The sequence below is a fragment of the Pseudoalteromonas piscicida genome (genome assembly GCF_002208135.1).
In the GTDB taxonomy this organism is placed as follows: Bacteria; Pseudomonadota; Gammaproteobacteria; order Enterobacterales; family Alteromonadaceae; genus Pseudoalteromonas; species Pseudoalteromonas piscicida_A.
This window is the reverse complement of sequence record NZ_CP021646.1, coordinates 2,955,830-2,974,622: the sequence shown is the minus strand read 5'-3', so window position 1 is coordinate 2,974,622 and position 18,793 is coordinate 2,955,830. Positions and strand designations below refer to the sequence as shown.

Below are 18,793 nucleotides of genomic sequence, written 5' to 3'. Positions count from 1 at the left end.
ATATTGCGTTACACCGAAAACAAGTTAATAAGTAAATAGCCTATGGAACAGAAAACCGCAAACTCCAAACATGCGATGCCAACATTATCTTGGTGGTCTACCTCTAGACCAATATTGACCTTAGGTAAGGATAAATGCAGTAATACGTAGCTACCAATGTAAAGAAAAAGCCACATTACACCGCAATGCATGACAACCGAAAACAAGTTTTCTACCACTTTTGCTCCATGGTAGGGAGCACTGTGCAGCCCCGCATACATGGCTAAAGAGAGGCCGATGGATTTACCCGCATAACGAATACCAATCGAAGTGTTTCTGAGATTAAAATTTTGCTGTAAAGAAGCCCCTTGGTTGAACTTGGCAAAGCGACTTTCTCTGATTTTACTATCTAGCGTGTAAAGCAGCTGCAATAGCATAAAACCAAGGGCTACAACTAATAGATCGCTCCAGCCTTTCGGGTGCACCCAATGATATAAACCAAGCACCAAAATGGTGTTACCGAGTAACATGCCCGAGTCCACCATCGCGGCGCAGATATTTTGTTTTAAAATCGCTTCTTCTTCGTCAAACTGATACAAAATCCATTTGCGATGGATCCATTGCCCAAAGTAGACAAAGGCAATGATCAACCCAATATGTAAGGCCACTTGCAGAGGATGTGACTGCGCTCTAACCACGCCTAAGTCATTGAATAAGTATGCAACACAAATACATAGCATCGTCACTTGACTGGCATAGCTTATCCCAAGTGCAAAGTTGTCACGTTGCGCGAGCTCGTCATCAAGTAGATTGTTGGCGCTACGTTGGATCATTAAGCGCAGCAAAATAGTTAAACTACAGACAATGACAAAGCAAATCAAAATCGCTAAAAAGTTGATATTGTTTAAAGACAAATAACTCATACTCGGTGTAAGGTTGTGTTTTAGATAGAGTTACTATAACACTGCTCACAAAGAGAGCCAGTCTACCGTGGAGTTTTTTATGTCGGAATTGTTTGTTCAAGCAGCGCTGAATACGCTTGCTCAAGAGCGTTACCAAATGATTTATGGTGATGCGCCGATGGAGCCCAAACTGGCACGGTTACTGGCCCTGAGTGATTTTGCCGAGCGTACACTTGCACGATTTCCTGAGTGGGGCGTTTGGTTACTCGATGAAACGCAGATGCAAATGCGCGACTGCCCTGCGGTGTTTGATTTCACTGCTCCATTGGTTGAAGAAAAACAAGCTTGGCAGCAACTGCGTCACTATCGGTTAAAGTATTGGCTTAAAGTGATGTGGCTGGATTTGGTTGCAGACAATGAGATTGATGACAGTATCCGCTACGTTTCACAGCTTTCCGATACGTTGATCTCCAACGCTTATCAATGGGCGTACTTAAGCGTAGAAGCGCAATCTGGTTCTCCAAAAGATAAGACAGGTAACTCGATACCCATGACGGTATTAGGCATGGGGAAACTTGGCGGTAAGGAACTGAATTTTTCCTCTGACATCGATTTGATCTTTGCCTATCCAAGAAGTGTCGATACATCCGGTGGCCGGCGCAGTATTGAGGCGCAAGTTTTTTACACTCGCGTGGCACAAAAACTTATCTCAGCGCTTAATCAAGTCACCATTGATGGCCAAGTATTCAGAGTAGATATGCGTTTAAGACCATTTGGGGATAGTGGTCCTTTGGTGATGAGCTATGCCGCGATGGAAGACTATTACCAAGATCAAGGTCGCGAATGGGAGCGCTATGCGATGTTAAAGGCGCGGCCAATTGGTGAGCCGTCGCCTTATTGGCAAGAGTTTTACGACCTAATTCGACCATTCGTCTATCGCCGTTACATCGACTTTTCTGTGATAGATTCTTTGCGAAAGATGAAAAACATGATTGCCCAAGAGGTGAGACGCAAAGGCTTAACGAATAACATTAAGCTCGGCGCGGGTGGCATTCGAGAAGTTGAGTTTATTGTGCAGGCTTTGCAACTGATACGCGGCGGTCGCGAAACGCCATTACAAACGCCTTCATTATTACAGGCACTAGAAGAGCTTGAAGCGCTTGAGATTGTCCCTAGCGAGGTCAAAAACCGTCTGCATGAGAATTATTTAGTGCTGCGTAAAGTTGAGCAATATCTACAAGCGTTTGATGACAAACAAACGCAAACTTTACCCGATAACAACTTGGACTGCCTGCGCCTGAGCCATTTATTGCAATGTAGTGATTACGCCGAAGTCGAGCAAATGTTAAAGGTTGTGACGCATCATATCCGAGCTGAGTTTAGCCAAGTCATTGGTGAACCGCCTGAAGAAGAGTTAGATGAAGACGATAGCGCGGTTTATGCGTGGCAAACGGGAGAAATTGCGCAGCTGGGCCAGTGCCGAGCTGCGCCGTGTTTTGAGACTTGGCAAACTGACTTGATGGCGTTTAAACAAGGGCTAAGTAAAAAGCAGGCGGGCACTCGTGGTCGCGATATTCTCGATAAGTTAATGCCTGCCTTGCTACGAGAGCTCAGTAAACAAAACATGGAGCCGGCGCTCGCTCGCGTGCTCAGTGTGATCAATAAAGTGGCATCTCGTACTGCATATTTGGAGCTACTGTATGAAAATCACGGTGCGTTGACTCAACTTATCAAGCTTTGTTGTCATAGCGCGTGGATTGCTGAGCATATTGCGAAATACCCGATCCTCCTTGATGAACTCATCGACCCGCAAACTCTCTATAAACCTTTGCCATTAACGGCCTATAAAAATGAGATCCAGCAAGCATTTTTGCGTATAGATGAGCAAGATGTTGAGCTACAGATGGAAGCGCTGCGACAATTTAAACAAACGCATCAGCTAAAAGTCGCGGCTGCAGACGCCACTGGCGTGTTGGACATTATGAAGGTGAGCGATCATCTAACTGCGCTTGCTGAGGCGATTATTGCAAAGGCCGTCGATATTGCTTGGGGGCACATGGTCGCGCGTTTTGGTGCGCCTGAAGGTGCAACATTAGAAGAAAAAGGCTTTGCCGTGATAGCTTATGGTAAGGCGGGCGGATATGAGCTTGGCTACAACTCAGATCTAGACTTAGTGTTTGTGCATAATCGCGACGGCGAAAGTCAAACTCAAGGTGATAAACCTATCTCTTCAAGACAGTTTTATATGAAGCTGGCGCAGCGTTTAATGCATTTATTTAACACCAAAACGCTCTCTGGCATGCTTTACGAATTAGACACTCGACTTCGTCCCGAAGGAAACTCAGGCTTACTTGCTATCAATCTAGAAAGCTTTTACCAATACCAATTAGAGCAAGCTTGGACGTGGGAGCATCAGGCGCTAGTTAGAGCTCGCATGGTGTTAGGTGAGCCGCAAATGGCCGCACGATTTGAGGAAATTCGTCATGCAATACTAATGCAGCAGCGAGATGTGTCTAAATTGGTGGAAGATGTTCGCAATATGCGTGAAAAAATGCGAGCCCACCTTAACCAAGATAGCGACAGCCTTTTTGACTTAAAGCAGGGAGTGGGTGGAATGACTGATATTGAATTTATCAGTCAGTTTATCGTTTTGCGATATGGTAATCAGTACCCGGAACTTTGTACCTATCCAGATAATATTCGTATTTTAGAGGCTGCACAGCAGGTCTCAGTTATATCAGAGGATGAGTGCAAAAGTTTAGTGAATGCTTATTGTTTCTACCGTGATACTTATCATTATCAGTGCCTAAATGCGGGCACACGATGTATTGATTTAACGAAATGCGAAAGCATGAGGAACGCTGTAAGTGATATTTGGCACACAACTTTAAGTATTTAGTGAAACTGGTATAAGCTTCTTTAGTTGTTAGTTTTAGCGTCGAGTGTCCTAAAGAAGGGCAAAAAATCAGTGTTTTAGTTTTTATCTGGGCTTCACCATTATTCAATGGGAGAAAGCAAACTACAGTACTGTGGTTGCGAGGTAAATAACCAGAGGTTTGGATAAGGAATGAGCTAACTCATTGTTTTTTAATCACCTTAAACTATCTTCTTATCTAGCCAGAGAGTTTTGGGGATAACTCCGCTCTCGTGTCCTACTACCGCCCTGGTACCTACATCCTGTAGGCAAGGCGAATTTACGCACCAATAGCTGGCTATTGGAAGTGAATTCAACGAAGTTAGCGCTAAAACTGGCCGCTAGAAAGGCATTAATTATCCGAAGCTCAGGTTAAATATAAGGCCAATACAAATCGAGTGATTGGCCTTATTTCAAGTATTTACTATTAAGGGATCATGCCACAGCGCCACACTCTCACTGTTTGAGTTTCCGTGCGGCAGTTGGTCTTAATTGTCTCGGTTGATGTTGTGGTTACTAGCTTGTTGTTAGTTAACCCTATATTACCGCTGTAAGTGTAATTGCTAATCCACCTTCTTCCTTCTGGATCTGTGTACCAATAAGTTCCAGTTCTTGAAGTGTAAACGCTAGAAGGGCAAGTATTAGACTGTTCAATGATCCTCAAGCCTGTTTCATAGCTTGTCATTGGTAGTGGAAAGTCTGGTTCATGCCATAAATGACCTAACCAAGTGACACCCCCATAGCTACAATGTCTTTTTGTAGTTTCAACCGTTCTCGTTTCAGTGTCACAAACTTGAACTTGTCGTGTTTGATAATCCCAATAACCTTGCCCTCCTGGGCAGTCGATTCTGGCTTCAGAGACTGAGCTACATGCGAGTAGTGTAGTTCCCAATACGGATAGATAAAAGTACTTCATTTTATTCCTTTATTATTAGTTATAGTTAAATGCAACTTTAATCAGTATGTAAACTGTTGGAGCTGCTGTTCATTGAAAAGTGATTTTATTTCAGCCAGCTTTTCAAAGTCGGTGGAAACTTGTTGCTTGGCATAAGGGCTACCTGCTGTACCTAGCGTGATATCACTTGGCGCACTAAAAACAGATTGACTTAATCGAGATACCTCTTGTTTTTGATACTCTGATAATACAATTTTATTTAATTCATTTTGTAACATGGCTAACTTTTGACTTACTAACAGCTTTTGCTCTCTTAATTCAAAAGCTCGATATTGCTTAATTTGATCTGCGCTTAATAAGCTGCTAACGGTTGTTGCGAAAGACTTGGCATTATTTTGTAGTTTATACTCGAAATCAGCTCGAATTTGAGGAGCATTCGTAGGATCTGATGATGCTGTCGCTTGATAATGCTCCCAGATCTCATAGTCTTGATTTGCCTTTGCCATTAAGGCTTCTTGTAATTCGACTTTTTGAACATCATCAAGCTCCATCTCTGCAGACAAGTGACTGACCGTGGGCATAACATTGACAACCTTCAAGTTATCAAGTGAAACAGCGCGAGGCGCTGATAGTTCAGGCTTTGGCCGTTGAGAGAAGGTTGATTGAAGATCGTCTGTGTTATCTAAGTTCGCAAAGTTTGAGTCTCTCTTTGTTTGGCTTTCAACTAATCTCTTTTGTAATTCACTATTTTTAGATTCGATCTGCGCTAATTCTGTTTGAAGTGTATTAATAGTTCGCAGATGAGTTTTATTAATTGACTCTGCAACCTGTGGCTGATTAGTGGAGAAGATAAAATAAGCAGAAGCCAAAGTAATGCCCGTAAAAAAGGAAATCAAGGTGTTAAATATGATGCTCATTGTTTTTTTTATTTTTATTATTTGTTTCTATATTTGATCCTTTGTTATTTTTTGTAAAGTTTTATTTGTGTTTTTATTGAGCTAAACGATATAAATTAACTTTTAGGAATGCGCTTGAAATAAGGTATTTGTATTAAGAACAATCGTACTTTCTAAGTTTAGTTAGTTGATTTTTATTCTTATTTTTAATTCTGTGGAGGAAGTTGCTATGGTGTAATTGCTTCCTTTAAGCATAGTGGACTAAAGGAAGCTTGTATTTTGTTAGCCCGCAAGCTTACGACAGTTTTCACGTACATAGATTGGTGGGTTTTCGGTGATCACAGCAGCGCGCTCTCGTGGGCAAAAAAATGTATAGACTTGAAATTCAAAGTCGTCATTTATAGCCGTTCCAACTTGATAAAGCGCAGTAACAAAGTCAGTATCAAGACGGAAGTTATATTTCACCACGTAATCTCGCTCTAAATACCAAAATAGTTCGACGCCTTCTTCTTTGGCTTGCTTTGTGAGCACATCTTTAAGTGTGTCTCCCGTATCGAAGCGTCTTGGTTGCTTCTCTCCGGTCCATTTAGGGTTAGATGGTTTAACAGCAAGTGCTCTTTGTGCTAGAGCATCATCGAGCGGATAAGTGGGTTTTCCAAGTGTGATAACGTATTTTTCGCGATCCGTATCACGATTGCTCATACTATTTCTAAAACTCTCGTAAAATTGCGACAAGCCTTGCGCCGCGACATTGGTGGTCTCCCTAAAGTTTAGGTTCTTAGAGGCACCAAAAAGGAAATAGTAAGCAGCCCAAATGAGTAACACACCCAGTGACAGATGTTTAGCCCAAAACCAGATTGACGATAATTTATTTTTTTTCTTCTTAGCCATTTCAAACTACTCCAAGACCCTAGTAAAACGAAGGTGCCTTTTCATCAGGTCGCGTTTTAAAGCGACGATGCACCCACATGTATTGATCCGGCGCACAATTGATTGCTTGCTCCATTCTCTCGTTGACGCGAGTAACATCCGCAAGGTCATTACCACTTGGGAATGATTCTAATATAGGTTGTATGTCTAAATGATACATCCCTTTTGCGTCTCTCGTACAGTGTAAGCTTAAAGTCTCAGCTTTTTTGCTTGCAGAAAATAATAAAGTACCAGTTGTTGTTGCTGCATCAGGTACCGCAAAGAAAGGTGCAAACTCACAGCGCTTGCGGCCATAATCTTGATCAGGCAGGTAATAACACACGCGTTTGCTCGAGAGCGTTTTCAATAATCCTTTGACGTCTCGTTTGGTGACTAAATACTCATTTGAGCGCAGTCTCCCACGGGTCATAAAAAACTCCATAAGTGGATTATTGTGTGGGCGATAAAAGCCAACACCTTGCATTTTTGTGCCTAGCACTCGGCTTGCCATCTCGAGGTGCAACATATGGGGGACCAGCATAAGTACCCCTTTTCCTTGTTTTTGTACGGCTTCAATATGCTCTAAACCTTTGATGGAACCCACCACCTGATTAATGCGCCATTCTGGCCACCACCATGCCATTCCCGTCTCAAGCGTTGCTATGCCTGTATTTTCCATATTCTTTAGTAGCATCGCTTTATGTTCTGTTTCACTTAGGTGTGGAAAGCAAAGTTTCAAATTAACATCAGCAATATGGCGGCGACGTTTCATATATTTATGGACTAGACGTCCAAGGCCTTTACCCAGTGCAAATTGAACATTTTGTGGGAGCCATGAGATTAAATACAGGGCGAAAACACCAAGCCAAGTCAGCCAAAATTTAGGTGCTAAGAATGACCATTTGAAAGGTGAATGAGTAACCAAAGTAATATACCTGAGACTTAATTGAAGAGGCTAGTTTATCTATATTGCTGTAAAAATACAAAAAGCCAGCATAGCTGGCCTTTTCAGAGCTGATAATTGAAGTACCTAGCCTTCAATCAAGCCTTGGTTGATCGCTTCAAGATCGGCACGAGATAGCGTACCAGCTGCTTGTTTTAAGCGTAGTGATGATAGTACATAGCGATAACGAATATCAGCTAGGTTACGTTTCGCGTTATAAAGGTTTTGCGTGCTTACTAGTACGTCTACGATGGTACGGGTACCGACATCAAAACCCGCTTCAGTCGCTTGCAAGGCGCTTTCTGCTGAAACTACGGCTTGCTCTAGTGCGCGGTATGTTGCAACATCTGAAACCACTTGGTTGTACGATGTGATCACTGAGCGTGTCATGTTACGCACTGCTGCTTCCATATCCTCGCTGCTAGCAACGAAGTTTGCGCGAGCTTGATCGGTCGCAGCAACGGTTTGACCACCAGTGTAAATTGGTACGTCTAATGTTAAGCCAACAGAGGTTCTGTCACTACGAGGTGCGTGCTGTCTACCTGCGCTATCAGCCAGAGAATCAGAATAGGTGGCGTTTAATTTTAGTGTTGGATAGTGGCCAGCCTTCGCTAAATCGATTTGATCTTTTGCGATGTCAACCGCAGATTTCGCAACTTGAAGATCTAGGTTTTTCGCCTTCGCAATCTCGATAAAATCATTGGTATCTTGCGTTGGTTTAACTGTCGAGAAAGTTTCAGTGTTTAGTTTGTCTAGTTTTGCGTGATACTTACCTGTAATCGTACGTAACGTTTCACGCGCGGTTTCAACTGCATTACTTGCAACAATTTCGTCTGCAACCGCGCGGTCAAACTGCGCTCTTGCTTCATGCACGTCTGTAATTGCAGTCAAACCAACTTCGTAGCGCTGTTTAGTCTGCTCGAGCTGACGTTCAATTGCGCGTTTCTCTGCTTGTACAAACTCTAGGCTATCTAATGCGCTTAGCACGTTGAAGTAACCTTCAGCGATCCGGACGATTAGAGTTTGCTTTTGCTGTTCATACTGAGTTGCTGCTTGCATTGCACGCTTTTCGGCAATTGATAGCCCTTGCCAAGATGCCATATTAAAGATGGTTTGGTTTAAAGAAATAGAACGCTGAAAAGTATCAGTGTCAGACTCATATAATGTGTAACCTGTGCCATCATTTTGCTCGTTCAAGGCGCCTTCTGACGTAACGTCTGTATAGCTCATTTGAAAGCCAAGCTGAGGTAGTAGTACACCTAACGCTTGGTCTTGTGCATATTTTTGTGCATCCGCCTGCGCTTTAGCCTTCAATACGGTAGGATCATTAACCGTTGCAATGTCGTATACTTGCAGTAGGTCTTCAGCGTGGGACAGGCTGCTTGAAAGTGCGCACGACAACCCAACAACTAATGATAGTAGAGTTTTTTTCATTTTTCGCTCAGTCCTTAGACAATTTTTATACTGTCAGCATGTTACCCTGTTTTTGCGGCCCAATTAAAGACCAAATGCGTAAAACATCGCCAACAAGTGTAACAGAATATATTAATACCACTTGGGTATTGTAAAGTGGAAAAAGTTAAAGGTAAACGACTTCGTTTACTTATTCAGGTATGACCCTACTATAAGGGCGATTGGTTAGCTTTTAAACCGTTGCTGTTAAAAAACACAGGATTATTTTATGAAACCTTTGAGTCAGTTCAACAAAGTCGACGTCAATGTTTCTTCAATAGAAACAATCTTCAATGGCTTTTTTACCATTCACAAGTACCAGTTTACCCACGCTTTATTTAATGGCGGTGTGTCAGAGCCGATATCTCGCGAGATATTAGAGCGTGGTCATGCAGTTGCAATATTGCCGTACGATCCTGTTACGGATAGCGTGTTGCTTATTGAGCAAATTCGAATTGGGGCGTTGGCTTCAAAACATTCCCCATGGCTTTTGGAATGCATCGCTGGGATGGCAGAAGGGAGTGAGGATTACGAGTCTGTTGCAAGAAAAGAAGCCAAAGAAGAAGCAGGACTTGAGCTTGATAAGCTCATTTATATGCGCTCTTATTTATCGAGTCCAGGTGGTACAACGGAACGGCTATACTTGTATTTAGCGCTTGCTGATCTATCTGGTGCGGAGGGAGTCTATGGGCTGGCTGAAGAAGGTGAAGATATTAAAGTGCATGTGATGTCACTTGATGAAGCCTTAGCACGCCTTGATAATGAGGAAATCGATAACGCTGCCACTGTTATTAGTCTACAATGGTTGGCAATAAATAAAGCGCGGATTATAGAAGCAGTTTAGGAGTTGTATTTTTGTCACAAGTGCTGAGTTCAAAGCAGTATATTCAATCTCTGCCCCGTTACATCACGCTGTGCGAGCGTAATTATTTACGTGCGCTAAAACTGCTACCCGAAGAAGTGGAAGGTGAGAGTCGAGTGATTGACTTAGCCTCTGCGCGATACTGTTTGAGCGTAGCTGGGGTCAGTAAATACACGACGGACGTTCACATCGAGCAGATGGCGACGATAAGTACTCATTTGCCACACTTTTCGTTGTCTGTGCGCCTCTACCATGATGCTAAAGTGGCTGAAGTAATTCACCGTGATTATCATCGTAGAATCAAGCCATCCTATGGTTACCCAAACCCTGATATGCATCAAAAAGATGAGAAATATCAAATTAATGCGTTTTTAGCCGATTGGCTTATGGTCTGTTTAGAAAAAGGTCGTGTGCATTTAAACTGGGATGTAAACAATGGCTTGGTTTGATCTCGAGCTACAATTCGATAAAGCGCAAATTCGTATCGGGCATTTTACGGATTGCCATTTGTTTGCCACGCCCTCTGGGGAATACTTTGCGGTAAATACCGCTACTAACCTCGCTCGCACTCTGGCCGCGATGGCCGAAGAGCATTTTGATTGTGTGGTGTTTGGCGGTGATTTAACACAAGATCACAGTGCGGCTTCTTATCATGAGTTTGCCCGTATAGTGAGGGAGAGTGATTTGCAATGCCCAGTGCTTTGGGTGCCAGGTAACCACGACGAGTTAGCGTTACTCGAAGAAATGAGTGTTGGGCAAATTGTCCGTCATAAATGCATCTCTGGTCCGTTTGGCCAAGTGCTTTTGATAAATTCAAAGGGTGAATCACCCGCCGGATGGTGCGCTAAGTCACATTTAGGGGCGCTCAAAGACAAGCTTACCAATAATATAGGTAACAATACGATTGTTTTTGCTCATCATCATCCTAGTCCGATTGATGGCTATTTAGATAAACATATCCTTGAAAATGGTCCTGCACTTTTAAACCTGTTGGTGGATTCAGAGCAAGTCTTAGGGCTATTTCATGGTCATGTACACAATGAATATCAACAACAATTTCGCACTTTACCTATCTACGCTACGCCTGCAACATCAATCCAATTTGATAAGCACACCAAGGACTGGTATCAGTCTGATTTGGGTCCCGCTTATCGTGTCATCGTATTTAGTAAAAGCGCTATAACAACAGAGGTAAAATGGCTCGGAAAGTAGTTTATATTCACGGCTTTAATAGCTCTGAGCTATCCTATAAAGCGACGGTGTTTGGTGAATATATGATGGATAAACAGACGCCATACCTTGTCCCTAGGCTGCATTATGACCCGAGAGTCGCATTGGCACAGTTGGATAGCGTCATTGATTCTGATACTGTGTTATTAGGTAGCTCGTTAGGAGGCTATTACGCCACCTACTTTTCGCAACATCTTGGCTGTAAAGCGGTGGTGATAAACCCTGCGGTAAGACCTTTTTCATTATTAAATGACTACCTTGGACCACAATACAATCCTTATCAGGATTGTCATTATGAGCTGCAGCATGCGCATATTGATGCGTTAAAATCCTTGTATGTCGAGCAGCTTAGTAATCCAGAAAACCTGCTATTATTGCAACAAACGGGCGACGAGGTGCTGCCTTTTGAAGAAGCGGTGCGTTATTATAGCCATTGTCGTCAAATTATTGAGTTTGGTGGGGATCATAGCTTTGTTGAATTTCCACGCTATTTTGACACCATCACCAAATTTTTAACTATCAAAAATTAGAATCTATGCACAAAGCGGTACGTTGTGCATATACTAGCGGATAAAAAGATAACTAGAACTAGCCTATGAGTCAGCAAAACTATAATGCCGAAGCTATTGAGGTACTCAATGGCTTAGAGCCAGTTAAGCGCCGTCCTGGCATGTATACCGATACCACAAGACCTAATCACTTAGGTCAAGAGGTTATCGATAACAGTGTCGATGAAGCCTTAGCCGGACATGCCACCAAGATTGATGTGATCTTGCACGAAGACAACTCCTTTGAAGTCATAGACGATGGTCGAGGAATGCCCGTGGATATTCACCCAGAAGAGGGCGTGCCAGGAGTTGAATTGATCCTGACCAAGCTTCATGCCGGGGGCAAGTTTTCCAATAAAAACTACCAGTTCTCCGGTGGTCTTCATGGGGTGGGCATATCGGTTGTTAATGCGCTGTCGACTCGGGTCGAAATTACCGTTAAACGCGATGCGCAAATTTATGAGATGGCATTTGAAAACGGCGATAAAGTCGAAGACTTAAGAGTGACCGGTAGCGTTGGTAAGCGCAATACAGGGACCTCTGTGCACTTTTGGCCCGACGCGAGTTATTTTGACTCAGCTAACTTCTCAATTACTAAGTTGAACCATTTGCTCAAAGCCAAGGCTGTATTATGTCCAGGGCTTAGAATTCGTTTTGTAAATAAACAAACGAAAGAAACACAAGAGTGGCACTACGAAGCAGGTCTCGAGGATTACCTAAAAGACAGCGCTGAAGGCTATGAAGTGCTGCCGAAATCCCCATTTACAGGCAGCTTTAGTGGCTCAACCGAAGGGGTTGATTGGGCATTGCATTGGTTGCCTGAGGGTGGCGAATCTATCGCTGAAAGCTACGTAAACCTTATCCCAACGGCGCAAGGCGGAACCCATGTTAATGGTTTACGCCAAGGCTTACTTGAAGCCATGCGTGAGTTTTGTGAGTTCAGAAACCTGATCCCGCGTGGGGTTAAGCTTACCCCCGATGATGTTTGGGATCGTTGTAGTTATGTCTTATCAGTAAAAATGCAAGACCCGCAATTTGCCGGTCAAACCAAAGAAAAGCTGTCATCTCGTTCGTGCGCTACCTTTGTTTCTGGCATTGTCAAAGACGCCTTTAGTTTATGGTTGAACGAGCATATTGAAACCGCAGAGTTACTAGCTGAGCTTTGTATCAGCAATGCGCAAAAGCGTTTGCGAGCTGCGAAAAAAGTGGTTCGTAAAAAAGTCACTTCGGGTCCAGCCTTGCCGGGTAAACTAACCGACTGTTCTGGAAGTGAAACTGAACGCTCTGAAATCTTTTTGGTAGAAGGGGACTCTGCGGGTGGCTCGGCAAAACAAGCACGAGACCGCGAATTCCAAGCAATCATGCCGCTGCGCGGTAAAATCCTAAATACTTGGGAAGTGGAATCTGGACAGATCTTAGCCTCGCAAGAAGTACACGATATTTCAGTTGCTTTAGGGATTGACCCAGACTCTGAAGATTTATCAGGCTTACGCTATGGCAAAGTATGCATCCTCGCGGACGCGGATTCCGACGGACTTCACATTGCAACTTTGTTATGCGCACTCTTTGTAAAGCACTTCCCAGAACTTGTTCGTAAGGGGCATGTTTTTGTTGCTATGCCGCCGCTATTTCGTATTGATGTTGGTAAAGAAGTTTACTATGCCCTTGATGAAGATGAGAAAAAGGGCATTTTAGACCGTATTGAAGCCGAAAAGAAACGCGGTAAAGTCAATGTACAGCGCTTTAAAGGATTGGGTGAAATGAACCCGATGCAATTGCGTGAAACCACTATGGATCCAAATACTAGACGTTTAGTTCAGCTGACATTAGATGAGCCTGAGCAAACCCTCGAAATGATGGATATGCTGTTAGCTAAAAAGCGCTCTGGCGACCGTAAAATTTGGCTTGAGCAGCACGGAGATAAGGCAGAGGTTTAACATGAAAATACATAGCAAATTGACCACAGTAGCAACGACGTTGGCAGCAGCGCTATTAAGTTCACAAGCACTGGCAAACGATATACTTTCGCGCCTTTCAGTACCTAAAGGGTATGAGCTGAGCTATTTTGCTAAAGATGTAGAAAATGCAAGACAAATGGCGGTGGGTAAAGATGGCACTGTGTATGTTGGCTCTCGCAAAGCGGGTAAAGTTCACGCACTCATCGACAACAACCGTGATGGCGTAGCCGACAAGAAAATTTTGGTTGCAGAAGGGCTGAATATGCCCTCTGGTATTACCTTAAAAGACGGTGATTTATACGTTGCTGAAGTTGAGCGCATTGTGCGTTTTAAGCAAATTGCAAAAAACCTTAAGGCACCGGTAAAAGAAGTGGTGTTCGATGATTTGCCTGACAAACGTCACCACGGCTGGAAGTATCTGACAGTATCGCCTGAAGGAGAATTGATCATTCCCGTTGGCGTACCTTGTAATATTTGTGCCGAAGACCCTAAGTTTGGCCGTATATTTTCATTAAATCTTGAGACCAAAAAGCTTTCGACAATTGCCAAGGGCGTGCGTAACTCAGTAGGTTTTGATTATCACCCAGTAACAGGAAAGTTATGGTTTAGCGATAACGGTCGCGACATGATGGGAGATGATATTCCACCATGTGAAATCAACCGTGTTGACGAAATAGGTCAGCATTTTGGCTTCCCGTATGTCCATGGCGGCAGTGTGTTAGACCCTGAATTTGGCGAGGGTAAATCGGTGACTGACTACGCCATGCCAGCACTTGCACTACAAGCGCACGTTGCGCCTTTGGGCATTCACTTTTACCGTGGCGAGCAATTTCCAAAGGCAATGAAGCATCAGCTTTTTGTTGCTGAACATGGTTCTTGGAACCGCAGCAAAAAAATTGGCTACCGAGTAATGCGAGCAAACGTACAAGATGGCCAAATTAGAGGCTATGAGCCTTTCCTTACCGGCTTTATGGAAAACGAAACAACCTATGGTCGACCAGCCGCAATTGCAGAGCTCGGCGACGGTAGCCTGCTCGTTTCCGATGATTACGCCAATGCGATATATCGCATCAGCTACAACAACAAGTAAGGTGTAACATGACAGATCCTCAAGCCTTGTCCTTGCAAGGCATTGAACAACTTCCGATGGGGCGTTTTACTGAAGATGCCTACCTGAATTACTCCATGTATGTGATCATGGATAGGGCGTTGCCGCATATTGGTGACGGCCTGAAGCCTGTACAACGTCGTATTGTATATGCGATGAGTGAGCTGGGCTTATCTGCTCAAGCAAAATACAAAAAATCTGCCCGTACCGTCGGTGACGTGTTGGGTAAATATCACCCTCATGGCGACAGTGCTTGTTATGAGGCCATGGTACTCATGGCGCAGCCGTTCTCTTATCGCTATCCGCTCGTGGATGGTCAAGGTAACTGGGGTGCTGCGGATGATCCTAAATCATTTGCTGCGATGCGTTATACCGAGGCGCGTTTATCTAAGTTCTCAGAAGTATTGCTGAAAGAGCTTGGTCAAGGTACGGTTGATTGGACCGCTAACTTTGATGGCACCTTAGATGAGCCACAAGTGTTACCCGCGCGTTTACCCCATATCTTGTTGAATGGGGTGACGGGTATTGCGGTGGGGATGGCAACCGATATTCCGCCGCATAACGTACGCGAAGTTGCTGAAGCTTGTTGTTTGTTATTGGATAAGCCTAAAACCGAACTAGAAGAAATTCTAGAATTAGTCAAAGCGCCAGACTATCCAACCGATGCGGAAATCATTACGCCGCAAGAAGAAATCAAAAAGCTTTACACCACAGGTCGTGGCTCAATCAAGATGCGTGCTGTGTACACCGAAGAGCAAGGCGAAGTGGTGATCACCGCGTTGCCACACCAATGTTCGGGTGCCAAGGTACTAGAGCAGATAGCAGCTCAAATGACTGCCAAGAAACTCCCTATGGTGGCGGACTTACGTGACGAATCGGATCATGAAAATCCGACGCGTATCGTCATTGTACCGCGCTCAAATCGAGTTAAGGTCGAGCCACTGATGGCGCACCTATTTGCCACGACGGATCTTGAAAAGAACTACCGTGTTAACATCAATATGATTGGCTTAGACGGGCGTCCACAGGTTAAAGACCTACGTCAGATTTTATCTGAGTGGTTAATATTCCGTCGTGAAACGGTGCGCAGGCGTTTACAGTATCGTTTAGACAAAGTCCTTGCTCGTTTGCATATTCTTGAAGGCTTGATGATTGCGTTTTTGAATATCGATGAAGTCATCGAAATCATTCGCAACGAAGACAAGCCAAAAGAAGAGTTAATGGCGCGTTTTGGTCTTTCAGATAAGCAGGCAGAAGCAATTCTAGACCTGAAATTACGCCACCTTGCAAAGCTTGAAGAAATGAAGATCCGTGGTGAGCAGGATGAGCTTGAAAAAGAGCGCGATGGACTGGAAAAAACCTTAGGCTCTGAACGTCGCATGTCGACATTGATGAAAAAGGAAATTCAAGAAGCTGCCGAATTGTATGGCGATGATAGACGCTCACCGGTAGTTGAGCGTGGTGAAGCCAAAGCGCTTAGCGAAAAGGATTTGATCCCATCAGAGTCTGTAACCGTTGTGTTATCTGAAAAAGGCTGGGCGCGTTTTGCGAAGGGCCATGATATCGATGCCGAAGGACTAAGCTACCGCTCAGGGGACAGTTATAAAGCCTCTGCGAAAGGTAAGAGTAATCAGCCTGCGGTATTCTTAGATACCTCAGGGCGAGCCTTTGCAACCGATGCGCATAGCTTACCTTCAGCCCGAAGTCAGGGAGAACCGATGACGGGACGCTTTAACTTGGCGTCAGGGTGTAATTTTGAACATGTGGTCATGGGCGAAGAGAAGTCGACTTACCTGATGGCGACCGATGGTGGTTACGGCTTTATCAGCGACTTTGCTGATATGGTGAGTAAGAACAAAAACGGTAAAGCGTTCGTCAGCGTGCCAAAAGGTGCGCATTTGATGGCGCCAATTCAGGTATTTGACGTCGCCACCGATATGTGTATGGCTATTTCGAGCGAAGGTAGAATGCTGTTATTCCCATTACGTGATTTACCTAAGCTTGGTAAAGGTAAGGGGAATAAGATTATCTCTATCCCTAGCGCGAAGGTGCAAAGTCGCGAAGAGTTTGTCAAAGTGTTAGCGGTAGTGCCTGAAGGCGTTTCTGTTACCTTGCATGCTGGTAAGCGCAAGCTAACCTTAAAGCCAAGTGACTTAGAACACTATTACGGCGAACGAGGGCGCAGAGGTAATAAATTACCACGCGGATTACAGCGGGTTGATAGCTATGATTTAGAGCATAACGGTGCCGAGACACCAGAAGGCAATGAAGCGAGCGTAGATACCGAAGAATAACCGATACCGGCCGCCCACCGCGGCCTTATTTTTATCTCTTGAAAACCATCGCGAGGTGAACTCGCTCCCACCAAATTAATAACTCCGAGGAGTTGGGACACCCAGCTATCTTTGTGTAGGAGCCGGTTCACCCGGCGATCTTTGAGCCGTTTAGAACATCGTGAGGTGAACTCGTTCCCACCAAGTAAATAACGCTATGTGGTGTCTGTTCACCCAGTGATCCTTAACTTTAGAATATGGCGTCCCAAATCAAAAATGAAAATAAAAAGACACTATTATTGCAGCATTTTATTGCGCTTTACGTTAAAATATTCGGTTATACCAATCACACAAGTGCCTATGGCTTGCAAACAATTGTAATTGGTATCAATTGGCAGCGCTTGCTGCTTGTCACCATCACACGGGCTTCCTAACGGGGTATTTATGTCAGATAAGTGCTATATCACAGCGCAACAATTGCTAGAAGATTCATTTCGCTTAGCCGCTAAAGTTTATGAAGACGGGTTTAGACCTGACTTTATTATCGGTATTTGGCGTGGTGGTGCGCCTATTGGTATCGCAGTTCAAGAATACTACGATTACAAAGGTATAGAGACTGATCATATCGCAGTACGTACTTCTTCTTACTATGGCATTGGTAAGCAATCTAAAGAAATCAAAGTTCACGGTTTGCATTACATTGTTGAAAATGCAAACGCTGACGATTCATTGCTAATCGTTGATGACGTGTTTGATTCTGGGCGCAGTATTTTTGCGTTGAAAGAAAAGCTTGCAGAGCTAATGCGCTTGAATTTGCCTCGCGATATTCGTGTGGCTTGCCCATACTACAAGCCAGCAAACAAAAAAGTACCAATGACACCAGATTACTTTATTCATGAGTCTGACGAGTGGTTGGTATTCCCTCACGAGCTGTCAGGTTTAACGCCGGAAGAATTAGTGGAAGGAAAGTCTGACTTAGCAAATATTAAACACCTATTTGCAAAATAAGCTAATCAGTACTCAAGGGCGAGCAAGTACTCGCCCTAGTTACTCTAAACGCGAAAAATTAAGCTTGCGCGAAGCTATCGACAAAATCCTCAAGAGCATCAACATCGACTGGTTTTAAGCCTTCACTACTACGCACTATCAAGCCCTTTTCCACCAGTTCACTGACCACACGACGATATGCGCGCTCAGTGGTCGCAAATCTTTCTGCTTCAGCACTTACCGTCGAGTAGGCTCGAAGTAAAGTCGGATTTGAATTTTCGGCACGCAATAAGCAGTCTTTAGCAATGTTGTAGCTAAGCGGCAACAACAACTTGTCTAAGTTTATCTTTTGATTTTCGCTAAACTTAGCGGCGATGGTTTGTGCGGTATACAGACTTAGCTCTGGCTGCTCTAACAGTAATTTTCGCCAATATTTCAGCTCGATGAGATGATAAGTTACATCGCTTAAGCAAGTCACTGTATAAATACAAGGCTGATGGTTCAGCGCTTCGATTTCGCCAATTAGCGTGTTGTTACAGTCCAGTTGACCGAGTAATAAGCGCCGGCCATTACCGACATCATAACTAAAAGACACCGTACCACTGGTCACCAATATGAGTTTACTCAATGGTTCATCTTGGTGGATCAAGACTTCTTTTTTGCTGTGCTGAAAACTATTACCAGCAAAAGCGAGTAACTGTTCGACCAAATTGGTTGAAAAATGATATTGAAACATCTAGATGGCTCTTCGGACATATGTCCTATTTATTAAACTATAATGACGTTAGCATGAATTTTTCAGTTTTACGCTAACTCACACCGTTTAAGTAGTATCGGTTTTATCTCAGCGCTGTGGCGAAGAATTTAATCAACGATATTACCATTAAACCCCCACTTCCCGTGTTAGAGCTAATTTATTGGTGCTAATTTCTAGGGG

16 protein-coding genes are annotated in these 18,793 nt (G+C 43.9%); 9 read left to right on the top strand and 7 right to left on the bottom strand.

Features of this window, described 5'->3' with window-relative positions; translation table 11 throughout:
• Nucleotides 1-8: 8 nt before the first annotated feature.
• The gene (locus B1L02_RS13825) at nucleotides 9-902 is read right to left on the bottom strand and encodes a hypothetical protein (protein WP_088531481.1); all 894 of its coding nucleotides are present in this window, start codon (nucleotides 900-902) and stop codon (nucleotides 9-11) included.
• A gap of 79 nt (nucleotides 903-981) precedes the next feature.
• Here B1L02_RS13825 and glnE point away from each other — a divergent pair, with 79 nt between their 5' ends.
• On the top strand, nucleotides 982-3,780 hold the full coding sequence (gene glnE, locus B1L02_RS13820; RefSeq protein ID WP_088531480.1) for a bifunctional [glutamate--ammonia ligase]-adenylyl-L-tyrosine phosphorylase/[glutamate--ammonia-ligase] adenylyltransferase: 2,799 nt from the start codon (nucleotides 982-984) through the stop codon (nucleotides 3,778-3,780).
• A gap of 442 nt (nucleotides 3,781-4,222) precedes the next feature.
• On the opposite strand, the gene B1L02_RS13815 is transcribed toward glnE, so the two are convergent.
• From B1L02_RS13815 to tolC, 5 genes are all read right to left on the bottom strand, one after another.
• A complete protein-coding gene (locus B1L02_RS13815; protein ID WP_088531479.1) occupies nucleotides 4,223-4,711 on the bottom strand; it encodes a hypothetical protein in 489 nt (162 codons plus the stop codon).
• A 41-nt stretch (nucleotides 4,712-4,752) separates the two neighbouring features.
• Nucleotides 4,753-5,607: a hypothetical protein gene (locus B1L02_RS13810; RefSeq protein WP_088531478.1), complete on the bottom strand. Its 855-nt coding sequence runs from the start codon at nucleotides 5,605-5,607 to the stop codon at nucleotides 4,753-4,755.
• Between the two features lie 261 nt (nucleotides 5,608-5,868).
• Nucleotides 5,869-6,477 carry a TcpQ domain-containing protein gene (locus B1L02_RS13805; protein ID WP_088531477.1) on the bottom strand — a complete coding sequence of 203 codons (609 nt, stop codon included), beginning with the start codon at nucleotides 6,475-6,477 and terminating at the stop codon, nucleotides 5,869-5,871.
• A gap of 19 nt (nucleotides 6,478-6,496) precedes the next feature.
• Entirely contained in the window at nucleotides 6,497-7,420 is a 924-nt protein-coding gene (gene lpxL / locus B1L02_RS13800; protein ID WP_088531476.1) for an LpxL/LpxP family Kdo(2)-lipid IV(A) lauroyl/palmitoleoyl acyltransferase, read from the bottom strand.
• A gap of 105 nt (nucleotides 7,421-7,525) precedes the next feature.
• The gene (gene tolC / locus B1L02_RS13795; protein WP_088531475.1) at nucleotides 7,526-8,872 is read right to left on the bottom strand and encodes an outer membrane channel protein TolC; all 1,347 of its coding nucleotides are present in this window, start codon (nucleotides 8,870-8,872) and stop codon (nucleotides 7,526-7,528) included.
• Between the two features lie 247 nt (nucleotides 8,873-9,119).
• Here tolC and B1L02_RS13790 point away from each other — a divergent pair, with 247 nt between their 5' ends.
• From B1L02_RS13790 to B1L02_RS13755, 8 genes are all read left to right on the top strand, one after another.
• Nucleotides 9,120-9,734 (top strand): NUDIX domain-containing protein, encoded by a 615-nt coding sequence (locus B1L02_RS13790; protein ID WP_088531474.1) that lies wholly within the window; start codon nucleotides 9,120-9,122, stop codon nucleotides 9,732-9,734.
• 11 nt (nucleotides 9,735-9,745) lie between these two features.
• On the top strand, nucleotides 9,746-10,201 hold the full coding sequence (locus B1L02_RS13785; RefSeq protein WP_088531473.1) for a DUF1249 domain-containing protein: 456 nt from the start codon (nucleotides 9,746-9,748) through the stop codon (nucleotides 10,199-10,201).
• Nucleotides 10,188-10,964, top strand: coding sequence for a metallophosphoesterase (locus B1L02_RS13780; protein WP_088531472.1), 777 nt, complete (start codon nucleotides 10,188-10,190; stop codon nucleotides 10,962-10,964). Before B1L02_RS13785 ends, B1L02_RS13780 begins: the two co-directional genes overlap by 14 nt.
• The gene (locus B1L02_RS13775) at nucleotides 10,949-11,512 is read left to right on the top strand and encodes a YqiA/YcfP family alpha/beta fold hydrolase (RefSeq protein ID WP_088531471.1); all 564 of its coding nucleotides are present in this window, start codon (nucleotides 10,949-10,951) and stop codon (nucleotides 11,510-11,512) included. Before B1L02_RS13780 ends, B1L02_RS13775 begins: the two co-directional genes overlap by 16 nt.
• A gap of 65 nt (nucleotides 11,513-11,577) precedes the next feature.
• Nucleotides 11,578-13,467 carry a DNA topoisomerase IV subunit B gene (parE, locus tag B1L02_RS13770; protein WP_088531470.1) on the top strand — a complete coding sequence of 630 codons (1,890 nt, stop codon included), beginning with the start codon at nucleotides 11,578-11,580 and terminating at the stop codon, nucleotides 13,465-13,467.
• A gap of 1 nt (nucleotide 13,468) precedes the next feature.
• Complete coding sequence (locus B1L02_RS13765; protein ID WP_088531469.1) at nucleotides 13,469-14,578, top strand: PQQ-dependent sugar dehydrogenase; 1,110 nt, start codon at nucleotides 13,469-13,471, stop codon at nucleotides 14,576-14,578.
• 8 nt (nucleotides 14,579-14,586) lie between these two features.
• On the top strand, nucleotides 14,587-16,890 hold the full coding sequence (gene parC, locus B1L02_RS13760; protein ID WP_088531468.1) for a DNA topoisomerase IV subunit A: 2,304 nt from the start codon (nucleotides 14,587-14,589) through the stop codon (nucleotides 16,888-16,890).
• A gap of 423 nt (nucleotides 16,891-17,313) precedes the next feature.
• Nucleotides 17,314-17,877, top strand: coding sequence for a phosphoribosyltransferase (locus B1L02_RS13755; RefSeq protein ID WP_010607696.1), 564 nt, complete (start codon nucleotides 17,314-17,316; stop codon nucleotides 17,875-17,877).
• Nucleotides 17,878-17,935: 58 nt separating this feature from the next.
• Here the strand turns inward: B1L02_RS13755 and B1L02_RS13750 are convergent, their stop codons facing one another.
• Nucleotides 17,936-18,592, bottom strand: a complete 657-nt coding sequence (locus B1L02_RS13750) for a Crp/Fnr family transcriptional regulator (protein WP_088531467.1) — start codon at nucleotides 18,590-18,592, stop codon at nucleotides 17,936-17,938.
• Nucleotides 18,593-18,793: the final 201 nt, after the last annotated feature.

Coding starts and splice junctions, on each gene's coding strand:
- B1L02_RS13825 (WP_088531481.1), bottom strand. CDS start 902: ATGAGTTATTTGTCTTTAAACAATATCAACTTTTTAGCGATTTTGATT.
- glnE (WP_088531480.1), top strand. CDS start 982: ATGTCGGAATTGTTTGTTCAAGCAGCGCTGAATACGCTTGCTCAAGAG.
- B1L02_RS13815 (WP_088531479.1), bottom strand. CDS start 4,711: ATGAAGTACTTTTATCTATCCGTATTGGGAACTACACTACTCGCATGT.
- B1L02_RS13810 (WP_088531478.1), bottom strand. CDS start 5,607: ATGAGCATCATATTTAACACCTTGATTTCCTTTTTTACGGGCATTACT.
- B1L02_RS13805 (WP_088531477.1), bottom strand. CDS start 6,477: ATGGCTAAGAAGAAAAAAAATAAATTATCGTCAATCTGGTTTTGGGCT.
- tolC (WP_088531475.1), bottom strand. CDS start 8,872: ATGAAAAAAACTCTACTATCATTAGTTGTTGGGTTGTCGTGCGCACTT.
- B1L02_RS13790 (WP_088531474.1), top strand. CDS start 9,120: ATGAAACCTTTGAGTCAGTTCAACAAAGTCGACGTCAATGTTTCTTCA.
- B1L02_RS13780 (WP_088531472.1), top strand. CDS start 10,188: ATGGCTTGGTTTGATCTCGAGCTACAATTCGATAAAGCGCAAATTCGT.
- B1L02_RS13775 (WP_088531471.1), top strand. CDS start 10,949: ATGGCTCGGAAAGTAGTTTATATTCACGGCTTTAATAGCTCTGAGCTA.
- parE (WP_088531470.1), top strand. CDS start 11,578: ATGAGTCAGCAAAACTATAATGCCGAAGCTATTGAGGTACTCAATGGC.
- B1L02_RS13765 (WP_088531469.1), top strand. CDS start 13,469: ATGAAAATACATAGCAAATTGACCACAGTAGCAACGACGTTGGCAGCA.
- parC (WP_088531468.1), top strand. CDS start 14,587: ATGACAGATCCTCAAGCCTTGTCCTTGCAAGGCATTGAACAACTTCCG.
- B1L02_RS13755 (WP_010607696.1), top strand. CDS start 17,314: ATGTCAGATAAGTGCTATATCACAGCGCAACAATTGCTAGAAGATTCA.
- B1L02_RS13750 (WP_088531467.1), bottom strand. CDS start 18,592: ATGTTTCAATATCATTTTTCAACCAATTTGGTCGAACAGTTACTCGCT.